General features: G+C 56.6%; 10 protein-coding genes and 1 rRNA gene. 3 read left to right on the forward strand and 8 right to left on the reverse strand.

Going from position 1 to position 13,491, the window contains the following annotated elements:
- Positions 1 to 1,019: ATPase, T2SS/T4P/T4SS family (locus RMO15_RS25465; RefSeq protein WP_309719345.1), on the reverse strand; the 1,019-nt coding region annotated here is incomplete at its 3' end.
- A 74-nt stretch (positions 1,020 to 1,093) separates the two neighbouring features.
- Between RMO15_RS25465 and RMO15_RS25470 the strand changes: the two genes are divergently transcribed.
- Entirely contained in the window at positions 1,094 to 1,567 is a 474-nt protein-coding gene (locus tag RMO15_RS25470) for a DinB family protein (RefSeq protein ID WP_309719348.1), read from the forward strand.
- A gap of 3 nt (positions 1,568 to 1,570) precedes the next feature.
- Here the strand turns inward: RMO15_RS25470 and RMO15_RS25475 are convergent, their stop codons facing one another.
- Genes RMO15_RS25475 through RMO15_RS25485 form a run of 3 tightly spaced genes read right to left on the reverse strand, consistent with a single transcriptional unit; the run spans position 1,571 to position 8,539 of the window.
- Positions 1,571 to 6,163 (reverse strand): helix-hairpin-helix domain-containing protein, encoded by a 4,593-nt coding sequence (locus RMO15_RS25475; RefSeq protein ID WP_309719350.1) that lies wholly within the window; start codon positions 6,161 to 6,163, stop codon positions 1,571 to 1,573.
- A gap of 45 nt (positions 6,164 to 6,208) precedes the next feature.
- Entirely contained in the window at positions 6,209 to 6,616 is a 408-nt protein-coding gene (locus RMO15_RS25480; RefSeq protein ID WP_309719353.1) for a DUF2721 domain-containing protein, read from the reverse strand.
- A gap of 6 nt (positions 6,617 to 6,622) precedes the next feature.
- The gene (locus RMO15_RS25485; protein ID WP_309719356.1) at positions 6,623 to 8,539 is read right to left on the reverse strand and encodes an EAL domain-containing protein; all 1,917 of its coding nucleotides are present in this window, start codon (positions 8,537 to 8,539) and stop codon (positions 6,623 to 6,625) included.
- 84 nt (positions 8,540 to 8,623) lie between these two features.
- Here RMO15_RS25485 and RMO15_RS25490 point away from each other — a divergent pair, with 84 nt between their 5' ends.
- Positions 8,624 to 8,959 carry a hypothetical protein gene (locus RMO15_RS25490; RefSeq protein ID WP_309719358.1) on the forward strand — a complete coding sequence of 112 codons (336 nt, stop codon included), beginning with the start codon at positions 8,624 to 8,626 and terminating at the stop codon, positions 8,957 to 8,959.
- 9 nt (positions 8,960 to 8,968) lie between these two features.
- Here the strand turns inward: RMO15_RS25490 and RMO15_RS25495 are convergent, their stop codons facing one another.
- Genes RMO15_RS25495 through RMO15_RS25505 form a run of 3 tightly spaced genes read right to left on the reverse strand, consistent with a single transcriptional unit; the run spans position 8,969 to position 12,745 of the window.
- On the reverse strand, positions 8,969 to 9,748 hold the full coding sequence (locus RMO15_RS25495; protein ID WP_309719361.1) for an ABC transporter ATP-binding protein: 780 nt from the start codon (positions 9,746 to 9,748) through the stop codon (positions 8,969 to 8,971).
- Between the two features lie 6 nt (positions 9,749 to 9,754).
- A complete protein-coding gene (locus RMO15_RS25500) occupies positions 9,755 to 11,305 on the reverse strand; it encodes a hypothetical protein (RefSeq protein WP_309719363.1) in 1,551 nt (516 codons plus the stop codon).
- Complete coding sequence (locus RMO15_RS25505; RefSeq protein WP_309719365.1) at positions 11,306 to 12,745, reverse strand: TolC family protein; 1,440 nt, start codon at positions 12,743 to 12,745, stop codon at positions 11,306 to 11,308.
- 158 nt (positions 12,746 to 12,903) lie between these two features.
- On the opposite strand from RMO15_RS25505, the gene RMO15_RS25510 reads away from it, so the two are divergent.
- Positions 12,904 to 13,305: a DUF4332 domain-containing protein gene (locus tag RMO15_RS25510; protein ID WP_309719368.1), complete on the forward strand. Its 402-nt coding sequence runs from the start codon at positions 12,904 to 12,906 to the stop codon at positions 13,303 to 13,305.
- Positions 13,306 to 13,381: 76 nt separating this feature from the next.
- On the opposite strand, the gene rrf is transcribed toward RMO15_RS25510, so the two are convergent.
- A 5S ribosomal RNA gene (gene rrf / locus RMO15_RS25515) occupies positions 13,382 to 13,491 on the reverse strand; the annotation flags it as partial.

The following is a 13,491-nucleotide window of genomic DNA, read 5'->3' on the forward strand; positions in this document are numbered from 1 at the left end:
TCCATAGCGGCGCGGGCACTCTCCGTGTCGTGGATACTGCCTAGAAACAGAACATCGGGGCGGGCACGAAGCACGGTCTTGAGGGCTTTGTCGAGCGTGTGGCCACAAAACGGATTGAGCTGAATCTGCGTGATGCCAGGAAGCTCGTACTCAACCGGCTGCTCAATGGTATAGATCGCCCGCTGGCTTTTGTTGAGATGGTGCAGACACGCCGCCACCGTCGTCGTGGTTCCACTGGCACTCGCCCCTGCGAAAATAAACAAACCTCCCTCTTGCTCCAGCGCATTCTCTAGGGGTACAAAATGCTCCGCTAGCATTCCCAGCTCTCGAAAGCCCTTTCGGGGCAGATCAGCGTCAATGAATCTCGCTGTTACCGTGTGGCCGTATATCGAAGGAATCGCCGTGACACGCACCACCCAGTCACGGTTATTATGCCGCAGGTTAATGGTGCCCACTTGCGGCACGAACAGCCGAGCAAGATCAATGTCTGCCATCACCATGACACGCCGAGTAACCTGATCTTGCATGAGTTTAGGAATCGGCATCACTTCTTGCAGTACACCACCAATGCGAAACCGAACGCGCATACTACGTAGCCCTGCTTCAAAATAAACATCAGAGGCTTTCCCATCAATAGCATTTGCAAAGACCGCATTCACCACTCGAATTAAAGGAGGTGCACTCTCATAGTCACTGTAAGGTTCCTCCTGCTCAGCACTCTTCTCAATTTCAAGCTCTTTCATGAGCTCAAAAATCCCCTGCATTCGTATCCGAGCCGATTCCTCCACGGAGACCGGTTCTTGTACAAGCAGAGGAGGAGCCTCCACCGCTAGGCTCTCAAAATAGCCCATCACAGACTGCGAGGAGTAGCGCCACCCAAACGGCCAGCGCTTGGTCGCACTGAGCGTCCCACTGCGCCTTAGTTTCTCAATCTCCCGCGCCGAGAGGCTTAGAAACCGAGTGACTTCACGGGCACTCCACCACTCTTCTTTTTCCTCAACAACGGGTTCTGCGTCCATAGCAAATTTTACCGCTAAAAAAGCCTCCGACGTCGCCATCGCGGAAGGACGAGATGGCTGTGCTACAATTCGGCATGACCGCACAAGAACTTCTCGCCGAGCAGATTGAGCTCATTGGCGACTCCCTGGCGCACTACCTCGAAACCACAGCTCCAGATCGGCTCAACTGGCAGCCACAGCTACCTGGCTCCGCACCAACCCGATCCGCTCTGGAGCAAGTTACTGAGTGCATAGCGGTCAATCGCGCCTTCGCCGCTCTGCTACGCGGGGATGTGAATGTGCCGTCCCTCGCCGATGAGCTCACGCCAACCAGTCCTGCCGAAGCCCGTGCTCGACTCCAAGCAAGCTGTGCTGAGCTGGCCACAGTGATTCGCGCGTCTAATGATTCCCTCTTCGAGAGGCTATTCCCGACCCGCCGTGGGCAACGTACAGGCAAGGGGCTGATGGTCGGCGCGTACCGAAACATGGCCTACCACTCGGGGCAGATCAACTTCCTGCAGATTCTGGCAGGCGATGGTGAATTCCATGCCCCTACCACCTGGATTTAAACTCTAGAATAGCCGTCCTGGTATCGGTGGTGTGGGTAGCTCGCGAGTGTCACGGCCCGTTTTAGCGGCTCCGGGTAGCCCACTTGTCCCAATCCCCTCCACAAGATTTTGGAGCCGCTGCGCCAGCCGGGTATAGCGCGGCTGGACATGTTTATTCGAGACTGAGCGCTTCAGCGCCCACTGCGTTCCGATAATCACCGCAAATTTCTTTGCACGAGTCAGTGCCGTATAGACTAAATTGCGCTGTAACATCATGTAGTGCGTATTATGAACAATAATAACGCAAGCAGGGTATTCTGAACCCTGCGAGTTATGGCAGATCATGCCACTTCCGGCCACAAACGAATGAATTCCCTCGACTTCAATATCAATCATTGCCGCAGTTTCGCTCGTCTTTTCGACGCTTACCAGCGAATCAAAGTAGTGGTGTAAACGCAAAGCCTGACAGGCACGTGGCAAAATGGGCAAACCTTCTCGCTCCAGATAGGCAACGCACTCGGCCAGATGCCGATAGCTCATCTGCAGGGTATTGTGGCGAATATGCGAAAGAATCGAGCGCAAGCGTATGACTGCCGGGCAGTTTCGCTTCTTCAGAACGCCCCAAAGGTCTTCTGCCAGCGACGGGCCAAACGGAATCGTATCCCGGTTCGTCTTACCTACCTCGCCCTGACTTGTGATCAGCTTCTCCAAGCGCTCTTTCTTGTAGTTTAGCCCAAACCCGATGCGTTCGGCAAAAACGGGTAGTGATGGGCCGCTGACCTCAAGCATCACCGCGACGGCAGAGTGCCGACGATTTGAGACGATCCCTAAAGATAGCAAGAGTTGCTGCACATCATCGGCCAGCTTTGACGATGCCGTGACCAGGCGGACGGAGCGGTTACTGCTGCCCTCTTTCCCCGCACTGCCGTCGGTATCGAAAAGCCCACGCAAAAATGCTGCCCGAGATGCGGTCGAGGCGCGGAAGATAATCTCCGGGATACGCTTGGCTCTTGCCGAAGCATAGTGCAAACCTAGTTCCAGAAGCCATGCACGAAAAGCACGAGAGACAATATAGAGCCGAATCGCCCGGCTCCCCTTGGGAGCATAGCGGCACACACGCAAGCCGAAGCTTGTCAGTGTTTTCTCATAGGCTTCCTGGATCTCTGCATCCATGCTCGTCAGATCAATGGTTCCGTCTTTCTGGTCACGATAAGAACCATCACCGACGATCAGCCCTAGAAGATAGGCAAGCTGTGGGTTCATACGCGAAGGGACACAGGGAAGCTCGGCATTGGGTCGCCCTACCAGCGGCACAACTTCGGGCAGTTCGGGCTCTTTAACACTCTCCCAGACCGTACGGTCTAGCGCCAAGATATCACCGACTTCCAGCTCGCCCGCAGTACGCCACAGAGCGTTACTCTGGCCACTGGGGATTGTCCAGAGCGGGTGCTCGGGTGAGACTTTAAGTGTCTGCCCAGAGCGGGTTTTCAACACAACAACAGACCGATCGCCGGTCTTAAAGCATTCTAGAACTCGACGTTTCTGCCCAAAGCCTGTCTGCACCTGATCACCTGCTTGCACTTCGCTTATCGGAATCAGGCCGCGCTGTGTTCGGATGCGCTCGTCGGGGTGGAGACACTTATGCGTTGTCAAGCTGAAGGCATGATTTAATTCGTCTGTTTCTGCAAATTCGTACTCAACAGGCCCTTCAGGGTAGTCTACAATGAGCATTTGTTCTTCCGAATCAATTGAACCGATGTAGCCAACATCACCATTAAACACATTTTTGTCGTAGTTGTTGCGCCGTTGCATCACCCGGTCGCCGACACGCAGAATTATCCCGCCACGCGGGTGCTCATTTTTATTGACATGCGGTGGGTTGACGATCTTTTGCAGCTCCTCGTTTAAGTTGCGCACGCCCACCATGCCGCGCTGCATTGGGGAGAGCACCGTGATCTCCTCAGGCTTGAAGCCCAGGTTCGGCAGGCTCTTGGCGACGATCCCCTTGATCTTCTGGAGCAGGTCTTCCGTCTCATCCACCTCAATAAAGACGCAGTCCGCACCGTTTTTGGCCTCGCTCGGCGGCAGGAGCGTGGGCATCTTACCCTTGTTGATGGCGTGGGCGTTGGTAATGATCTTCGAGGTTGCCGCCTGCCGGAACACTTGCGTCAACCGCGCCACGGGGACGCGTCCAGACTGAATGAGATCGCTCAGCACATTGCCCGCCCCGACACTGGGGAGCTGATCCACATCGCCCACAAAGATAATCTGGGCACCGTCGGGGATGGCGCGGATCGTGTTGTGGGTGAGCATCAGATCCAGCATCGACGACTCATCAATCACCAGCACGTCGAGTTCCAGCGGCTCGCCCGGCCCGTGCTTAAAGCCCTTCTTCTCTGGGTCGAAGACCAAGAGCCGGTGGATCGTCTTCGCCTCCCGCCCCGACACCTCCGCAGCCCGCTTGGCCGCACGTCCGGTCGGTGCCGCGATCTGAATCCGCCGCCCCAGCTTCTCCAGTGCCTGAACAATAAAGTTCGTGGTGAAGGTATTGTGATTCACCAGCCCATTGGCGATAAACGAGTGCGGCCCCGGCACCGTCAGATCATAGACCGGCGCTTCACTCTCTTCGGTACTCTCAACCTTGTCCCAGAGATAACAGTCGGTTAGTGAGGCAATCTGCACTTCCTCACGCGGAAATCGGAAGCGAAAAGGAAGCGCACTCCACATCCGTTCTGCTTCTTCTCCCTCAATGGTAATCCGCCACTTCCCAGAAACTTCAGTGCGTGCGGCAACAATGCCAAGGTTCAGTAACAGAAGCTGGATTGCCTGTGTGAGCTGCGCCCCAGCAATTGTTGCTCGAAACGCGAGCTGTGGTTTCTGAAAAACAGAGACTTCAAAAAAGCCCGCCAAAAACGCTTCAACAACTTGACGTGATGCCCGTAAGATCCGCGCTGGAACCTGCTTTTCATCAGTGGCATGCAGAGCAGCAATGCCCTCTTTCAATTGCTGGTAAGCGCTACCACCTTTCACAGCAAGTAGCTCAGGAACTGGCTCAGTGCTGTCTTTAGTCTGCTGTCCAAGCCAGTAGGCTGCTTCCGAACTAAAGGCTTCATTACCCCAGATATTATCGCCGCGACGCACGGCAACTCTATCGCCGGGTTTTAGCTCGTCGAGGCGCTTCCAGTCGGGGCCGGTTTCGGTCATGGTCCAGAGGCGATGGTTGGGGGTGCCTTCCAGTTCTAAGCCAAGGTGGGTTTTGACGCGGCGGGTCTCGCGGACGCCGCCGCAGTAGGCGTGGCTTGTGGTAGCGATGCCGTCTTTGGTGACCACTTGCGCCTTGTGCTCGTGGAAGCCATCGGGGACATCGGGGAGGTTCTCGCCCCAGTGCGAGCGCATGGTCGTGAAGCCATTGGTTCCCAGCACCAGCGTGTCGCCAACGACACACTTGCCGCAGCCAGGGCCACCTGTCAGCACGAGAACACTCTCACTTAAAGCGCGGCGGACGGCCATGTCTTGCTCCTCGGAGAGCGTTTCGTGACCGGGTAGGCTGTCTAAGATTTTATCTATCTCGGCGGGCTTGGGACGGTTGCGCCACGGCGAATTCAGGAGTTGATGCACCCGATCCGCGACGGCTTTCTCGGTGGTATGAAAGCTCGGGGTGTAGATGGCGACCTCTTCGTGGCCCATGAGTTCCACGGTCTCGGCGACGAGAAGCCCACGCTGGATGAGATCGGCTAGAACGGGGTCGAGTTTTTGCCCGAGCTGCGCTTTCTCGTGCGCCTGGTCGTGCTCGGGGAGGTCATCAGCGGACTTGATGTAGAGGTTCTCCGCCGCCTTGCTCACCAGCTCATTCTGAGGCAAGTAGCAGTGCCCACCGCTCTCCATCTCGCTGTTGAGCACGTAGACCAGCCCGGCCTCCAGGCGCTGCGGGGCATCGTAGACCACGCCGAGGTTCAGCGCGATCTTGTCGGCGCTCCGAAAGCCGATGCCCCAGATGTCCGTGGCGAGCTGGTAGGGATTCTTCTCCACCTGCTCGATAGCGCGCTCTTTGTAGTACTTATAGATCTTGACGGCGTAGGTGGGCGTGATCCCATGGCCGATCAGGAACTCCATAATGGCGGCGATCTCTTTTTGGGCGACAAAGCCCGCCTGGATCATCAGCGCCTTCTTCTCCCCGATCCCCTTGACTTCCTGGAGCTTGTCCGGGTGGTGCTCGATCACCTCCAGGGTCTTGACCCCGAACTTCTTGACCATCCACTCGGCGGCTTTTGGCCCGATCCCCTTGATCATCCCCGAGCCGAGATACTTCTCAATGGCCGCCGCCGTCGCCGGACGGATCACCTCGTAGCGCAGGGCCTTGAACTGCTTGCCGTGCTGGGGGTGCTTGTCCCACCAGCCAAAGATCCGCAGGCTCTCCCCGACCACGGGGTTCGAGAAGCTCCCCAGCACCGGGATCACGTCGGCCTTCACTTTGTCACGTGCGTCCATTGGCAGGACTTTAAGCACCGCGTAGCCGTTCTCTTCGTTGTGGTAGGTCACACGCTCAATCGTGCACTCCAGCACCTCGTTGGGACGGTAGCTCTCCGCTTCTTCTCGGGTTCGGGGGGTAAATGCCATCGCAGCTATTATACTTCCCCTCTCGCCCCTCAGCCGGAAATTGCGCTAATCGTGTGCCTTGGTGGGCACTTCCATATCGGCGAGCTGCATGTCGAGGGCGCGACCGGAGAGCTGAATCTCGTGGAGGGAGACGGCAAGGGAGAGGCTGAGGGTGACGAGGCTGGCTCCGAAGAACCAGGCGCCGGCGCGGAGCCAGTTTTCAAAGAGGCAGAACATGGCGACCACGCAGAGCAAGATCGCGCTGACCCCGAGGGTCTGCATGCGGCGAATCAGGCGCACGCGGTAGCGCAGGCTCTCGATCTGTGGGGGAATTTTGGGGTCTTGGGTCTCATTCCAGCGCTCGTGGAGGCTGCGGGTGAGGGCCGCGAGGGCAAGAAAGCGATTGGTGTAGGCCAGCAAGATCAGCGAGACGGCGGGAAAAAGCAGCGCGGGCGTCGTGAGCGAGATATCCATGTTTCGCTAGCGAGCTGTCAGGAGGCGCGGGACATCGGCAGCGGGGAGGGGCTTTCCGAAGAGATAGCCTTGGATAATGTCGCAGCCCATCTGAGTGAGCTTCTCAAACTGCTCCTGTGTCTCGACCCCCTCGGCCACCACTTTCATCCCCAGAGTCCGCGAGATGTCCACCATCGCCCGCACCACGGCTTCGTCGGCGGGGCTCTCGCAGATATGGGTAATAAAGCTGCGGTCTATCTTGATGCGATCCACAGGGAGCTTGGCAAGCCGCCCGAAGTTGGTGTAACCCATCCCAAAGTCGTCCACGGAGAGCTGGAGGCCCATGTCCTTAATTTTGAAGAGCACATCTCTGACCTTGGCTTCGTCTTGCTGCATCAAGTCCGTCTCGGTGATCTCAAGATCGACGTGCTCGCGGTGCACCCCGGACATTGCCAAAAGCTCCTCGATATGTTCGGTGAGGTGGTTCTGGGAGAGCTGCCGCCCCGAGAGGTTCACGGAGACCCCCAAGCCCGAGAGTGCCTGCTGCCAGAAGGCAGCCTGCCCAAACGCCTCCTTCATCACCCACTCGCCCAGTGGCACAATCAGGCCCGTGTCCTCTGCCATGGGAATAAACGTATCGGGCGGGATCATTCCGAGCTGCTGGTGGTTCCAGCGTGCCAGCGCCTCAAAGCCCAGCAAGTGCCCACTGCCTGCCGCTACTTGCGGCTGGTAGTGCAGCAGCATCTCGCCCCGGTCCACGGCCTGCGAAAGCCGCGACTCCAGTGCCAAGCGCTCGATCCCTGTGAGAGACATGCCCTCGCGCCAGAGCGTGACATGGCCGCGGGATGCTTTCTTGGCCTGGTACATCGCTGTATCCGCGCGCTCCAGGAGCGTCCGTGGGTCAGTGCCGTGAAATGGAGCCAGCGCAAGGCCAATACAGGCCGTCAGGCGAATATCAATCCCCCGAAGCGCAAAGGGGGACTGAACGGCCTCAAGAACTTTCTGGGCCACGGAGTGGGCATCGGGGTCGCTTGCCACTCCCGGAAGCAGGGCCACAAACATGTCGCCTTCCAGCCGCCCAATCACATCTTCGGCCCGAAGCGCGGCCCCGAGCCGACGCGCGATAATCATCAGCGCCTGGTCGCCACCGTCCTGACCGAGCGCCTCATTCACCCACTTAAAGCGATCCAGCGCGAGTACCAGAACCCCAAACGCTCCGTGTGAGCCTGAGGTCAGGAGCTTTAAAATAGACTCCTCGATAGACTTTCGGTTCGGCAGATCGGTGAGCGCGTCGCGGTGGGTCTGACGGCGTATCTCTAGCTCAACCGCGCGGCTCTGGGTAATGTCACGCGCAGCGGCGTAGGCAGGCAGGCCGTCCTTGCCCGGTGCGATGCTCCACTGGAGGGAGTGAAACTCTCCAGAGGCCGCCAGGAATCGGCAGCTAAAGCGTGCAGTGCTCCCCTGGGCCGCTTGCCCCAGTGCCACGGTCACTTCCAGATTGTCTTCGTCGGGGATGAGCTCAAAGAGCTTGCGGTCATTAAGACTCTGAGACGAGTAGCCCAGTGCGGCATGCCAAGCGGGATTGACACGTACCAGCGTGGCAGTGCCCAGCTCCAGCAGACAGAGCATCTCAGCAGACTTCTGAAAAAACTCATCGGCATTGCCCGGTGAGAACACCACTTTGGGCTGAATTGCCACGGCGATGCCTATTCCCTCGGGAGTGATCTCGATCTTCTGATGACCTTCACCAAGGAGTTCGGTCTCAAAAGAGAGTGGAATGCGTGTTGCCAGAACCTGCATGAGTCCGTCTTGAAGGGCCTCCCAGACAGGAGTGCTACAGACCGAGCGTAAAGATTCCCCTAGCCGCACCTCAGGCACTTCCCCTTCGATCTGTGAAAATCGGAGCTGCGGATCTAGCTGAAAATTTTTAGGCAACATGGTCATGAAGAAAAGTTATCGAATTGTACCAGAAACAGGTAATTACTGTAGTGTTACATTGTCGGTGGATAGGGGATAACTAATTAGTCCATGGAAGAAAGACTTGTCTATCTCGAAAATCAAGCCGAGCAGCTTCGGAGTGAGGTCGCGTTGTTGCGTACCCAGTTCACCGAGCACCAGCAGCTTGACAGTCTCAAGGCGGAGAATCAGCTCCTGCGCCAAGCGGTGCTGCGCTACGCCCTCGCCTGCGGCGATGTGGACTTGAAGATGGCGATGGCACGCTCACGTCATGAGAATAGCCCTGAGAGCCTCGCGAATCTCAAACAAGCTACCGATGAAGAAAAAGAGGCATCGCGTACCCTGCGCGAGCTTGCTCAGAGCCTCAAGATGGCCGAGCAAGAGCGCACCTCCAGCTCGGGTGGGTAAGCGGATCCGCTACGCGGGGACAGTGGCGTAGCGGTTGATCCCTGCGGCGGCATCGTTGCGGGCCTGCTCCTCCAGAAAACGCTCCAGCTCAATGCGAGCATCTTTCGGACTCTCAACCGGGCCGTCTTCGTGGATTAGGCCATCTCGAAAACGAATGATCCGCGTGGCGTGCTGCGCGATATCATTCTCATGGGTCACCATCACGATAGTTTTGCCCTCACGATTGAGCTCCTGAAAAATCCCCATGATCTCAAAGCTCGTGCGGGTGTCCAGCGCCCCTGTGGGCTCATCGGCCATGATGACTCTGGGATCGTTGACCAGTGAGCGAGCAATGGCGACACGCTGTTGTTGCCCTCCCGAGAGCTCATTGGGCTTGTGGTGTGCCCGATCCGTCAGACCGACACGCTCCAGAGCCCACTTGGCCCGCTTTTCTTTGTTGGGCTTGCCCGCGTAGAGCATCGGCAGTTCCACCTGGCGCTGCGCCGTGGTGCGGGGCAGTAGATTAAAGCTCTGGAATACAAACCCAAACTTCTGGTTGCGAATATCGGCAAGCCGGTTGTCTGAGAGGCGAGAGACATCCTCGCCATCGAGTAAGTACTCCCCCCCCGTCGGACGATCCAGGCAGCCTAAAATATTCATGTAAGTAGACTTACCCGAGCCAGATGGCCCCATGATCGCGATAAACTCGCCTTCGTGGATCGTCAGAGTGATGCCCAGGAGCACCTTGACATCCATCACGCCCGTCTTGTAGGTCTTGATTAAATCTCGCGTTTCAATAACAACGGCCATCGGTTTTCACACTTTCGTATAGGATTCATTAAAGAGCAGTATCTTGCGCGGCTTTGGCTGCGGCTGCCCAGGAGGAGGAGTCGCGTGGAGCATGTAGTAGAGGTTGATCTGGCGGATACGCTTATTGGGCTGCTGTGGATGTGCCTGTATCCACTCCAGCATTTTGTACTGCACAAAGTACACCCGCTGCTGTGCATACTGCTGGTCGTAGAGGTTCATCAGAAACTTGCGCTCCCGCTCATTGACATAGGTTGCCGACACGGGGTTTGGCTTGTCCCAGCGCACAAGCTGACCGCCCCGCATTAGATCCACCTCAGAGCCCTCTTCCAGGATCGCATGGAGTACAAGCCAGCCATCGTTTTTGAAGGGGAAGGGCGCAAACATTCCCCAGTGCTGATCCAAGCGCACCAGACTTGCAATCCAGGTCAGGTTTTCCGTGAATTGCCCATAGCGCTTCTTATCCAGCCCGCGCAAGTTCCACAGGAGTATATAGACAAGACAAAGTGCCGCCGCCACTTGCGCGATCTTGGTCGAGCGAAGCTCGGGGAGCGGCTCACCACGCTTTACGCGCTGGACAATCCGCTGATTGCGCCAGTGGATCAGGCCCGTTCGCTTTGCCTCTAGCCACGTCTTGAGAGGAGAGGCCGGAAGACGTCCCCAGAGAGCACTGAGTCTGTCCCAGAAAAGCCCAGGCAGAAAACAGATCCATAAGAACACACTGGTCTCACAGATAGGGCCAACATCCATGAGCAAGCCGATTCCCCCCAAGTGAAAGAGCACAAAGAGAAGAATCAGCCAAAGACGTATTCGCTCAGTAGCCACCGGGATAAACGCCAGCAGCGGCCCTACGGCCTCCAGCCCCATGGTCAGCCAGGTACTCAGCTTTAGAAACCCAATCGGCATCGCCAGCACCAGGCGTCCCAGTGTCGTCTGGTAGTGCTCAATCGAGAGAGCGTAGTACAGTGCGGTCCCCTCTGTATGCCACTCTGGCGCGGACTTCAGAGCCGCCGTGAACTGGTAGAGAAAAAGAGTCTGGAGTAAGATCCCCGCAGAGCCTACCGAAAGCGTGCGGGTTGGTGCGGCCTGCTGATAGGCCTTGCACACCGCCGCAAGCCCATCAACCGAGAAACGTGCTCCCAGGGGCAAGAACATCGCCCAGAAGATCGTGTGACGGATCATCTGATCGGCTCCCGTCAGCACGATCGGGTTTCGGTTCTGGAGCGAGATCATCAAGATCCAGCTCAGACAGGCAAACAGGCGCGAGCGGTAGCCCACCATAAGACAAAAAGCACAGACAGCGGCCAGCAAAAAGAGAAAGACCTGCCAGGCAACGTCCCCTGAAGCCATGTGAAAGGAGGCAAAGGCCCAGGCACGCTCCCAGTAATCGCCTCCCATCCACATGCTCACGTTGGATTCGCGAGGGAAAGCTCCCCAGTCCGTGTAGTCCCGGGTGAGTCCCCGTGCCCGGTCCACCAGATCCCAGAGCAGATACCCTCCTACCGTAATCCGTAGCAAGGCCACACTCCGCAGGTCTATTCCAAAGAGTCTATCCAGCATTTACTTCGCGTTGGCTTGCCCAATTCGATCCGCTTGCCCCAGCGCTCGTGCAAGCCGTGAGTCAGCCGTATAAAAACTATAGAGCGCCTGGACATAGTTTATCTCCGCCTGCACCAGCGAGGTCTGGGCCGTGATCACATCCACGGTGCTCCCCGCTCCTAGACGTAGTGCTTCCGAGGCGGCTTCATAGTTCTTACGAGCGGCGGCCAGAGCAGCATCCGTCGCCGGAATGCTTGCCCGTGCCTGCCCTAGATTACGCCAGGATTGCTCGACTTCCAGGGCAACCTGCTGCCTCTGGTTCTGAAGCTGAGCCACTGTGGAGCGCTGGTTGGCCTCGGCAGCGTGGATATTGGCCCGCGATGCCCCACCATCGTAGAGAGGGTAGTTGAGGTTGGCCAAAATGGCTCGGTTATTACCAATCTGACGGGTTGGATCATTGGCGGCATCAAGCTGGTAGGCAGCTGCAAGATCCACATTGAGCACGGGCCGATTTCCAAGCTGGGCGAGCTTCACACTCGTCTCACCGATCACCGTATTCACCTCACCTTGTTGGATATCAGGGCGGTTGGTATTGGCGATGGCAAGAAGCTTTGTAATTGCATCGGTATCTTTTGAGTCGGGAGTCACACCTGTTACCTGAGCGGTTAAAGGGGTACTCAGTGTGGGAGGAGTGACATCCACAAGAGATAGTTTACCTAGGCCACTCAGCCCCATTGCATTTCGAAGCTGCGTGTGGGCAATCTCCGCGTTGTTCTTTGCTTGGAGAAGATTGACCTCGGCATTCAGGTAATCTGCCTGCGCCTGCAGAATATCCTTCTTCGGCGTGGTGCCTACCACATTGGCCTGAAAGGTAATCTGATCAAAAGTCGTCTTGGCACGCTCAACCTGCGATTGGGAGACTCGTACAAGAGCATCGTTACGCAAGGCGTTGTAGTAGGTATCTGCAACACTACTGATCACGGTTTGGCGTGTATTTTCTTCAGCAAGCTCGGAGACACGTAGGTTCTGACGCGACTGGCGCGCATTCAGATCACGTCGCCCCGAGTCAAAGATACGATAGGCTAGAGAAATCTGCTCTTGCCGAGTCGTGACAGTTCTCCCCGAAGGAAGATCCGCAACCACACCACCTCCTTGAAAGACCTGGACTTTCCCAAATGTGTACTGATTTTGAAAGTTGTAGCTAGGAGTAACTGTGGGCAAGTAGCTTGCCTGAGTCTGCTTGAGCCGCTGCGCGGAGGCTTCCTTATTAGCCGCCGCGGTCGCCAGCTGTGGCTGTTGCCCAAGAGCCGTCGTAATCGCCGAAGCTAGAGTAAGCGCCCCAGCTTCCGTTGCAGAAGAAGCAGTCTTAGGTGCCTCTTGTGCAAGTGCTGATACCAACGGCAAACAAGTGAGAAGGGGCACAGTAGCAACCCGGAGCGACAGAGCAAAACAATTCCTCATTACAATCTTTCCTAATTCTCCCGGGCAAAAGATGCCCCAATACAAACTACCTCTTTAGATACAACCACAGGGTCTTTGTTACCTCTAGGAAATTAAAGTACCATGAAAGCTTTCTGATTTGGCCTCTCTGGGTATACTCGCATTTGGAGGAAAATACAATGTCTATCGAAGAAATTGAGGGTGTTGGCCCTGGTTATGCTGCAAAACTAGCGGAGGCAGAGGTCACAAGTATCGAGTCGCTTTTGAGTGTGGGGGGAGATGCCAAGGGGCGTGCTGCACTCACAAAGGCCACGGGGATCAGTGAAAAACTCATACTGAAATGGGTAAACCATGCCGATCTTTGCCGGCTAAACGGTGTAGGCCCACAGACTGCTGAGCTCCTCGAAGCTGCTGGTGTTGACAGTGTTGCGGAGCTAGCACAGCGCAACGCCGCTAATCTCGCAGTAAAACTTGATGAGGTTAATGCCTCGAAAAACCTGGTCAATCGTGTCCCTAACGAAGGCACGCTCGCGACCTGGATTGAGCAAGCAAAAACCCTTCCCAAAGTAGTGACTCATTAGCCCATAAACAGCAATGGCCCTTCTCGATTTCACCAAGCTTTCACCTAGCAAGACCAAGAAGGGCCAATCACATAAATTCTGGCGTCGCGCTATTTTCCCAGGGGCTTTTGCCCCAAGTATCTTCGCCGCAATAGGGCTTAACTACCGTGTTCGGAATGGGAACGGGTGGGTCCCCTACGCTAGAAA

This window comes from Armatimonas sp., from assembly GCF_031410135.1.
Classification (GTDB): Bacteria; Armatimonadota; Armatimonadia; order Armatimonadales; family Armatimonadaceae; genus Armatimonas.

Coding starts and splice junctions, on each gene's coding strand:
- RMO15_RS25470 (WP_309719348.1), top strand. CDS start 1,094: ATGACCGCACAAGAACTTCTCGCCGAGCAGATTGAGCTCATTGGCGAC.
- RMO15_RS25475 (WP_309719350.1), bottom strand. CDS start 6,163: ATGGCATTTACCCCCCGAACCCGAGAAGAAGCGGAGAGCTACCGTCCC.
- RMO15_RS25480 (WP_309719353.1), bottom strand. CDS start 6,616: ATGGATATCTCGCTCACGACGCCCGCGCTGCTTTTTCCCGCCGTCTCG.
- RMO15_RS25485 (WP_309719356.1), bottom strand. CDS start 8,539: ATGACCATGTTGCCTAAAAATTTTCAGCTAGATCCGCAGCTCCGATTT.
- RMO15_RS25490 (WP_309719358.1), top strand. CDS start 8,624: ATGGAAGAAAGACTTGTCTATCTCGAAAATCAAGCCGAGCAGCTTCGG.
- RMO15_RS25495 (WP_309719361.1), bottom strand. CDS start 9,748: ATGGCCGTTGTTATTGAAACGCGAGATTTAATCAAGACCTACAAGACG.
- RMO15_RS25500 (WP_309719363.1), bottom strand. CDS start 11,305: ATGCTGGATAGACTCTTTGGAATAGACCTGCGGAGTGTGGCCTTGCTA.
- RMO15_RS25505 (WP_309719365.1), bottom strand. CDS start 12,745: ATGAGGAATTGTTTTGCTCTGTCGCTCCGGGTTGCTACTGTGCCCCTT.
- RMO15_RS25510 (WP_309719368.1), top strand. CDS start 12,904: ATGTCTATCGAAGAAATTGAGGGTGTTGGCCCTGGTTATGCTGCAAAA.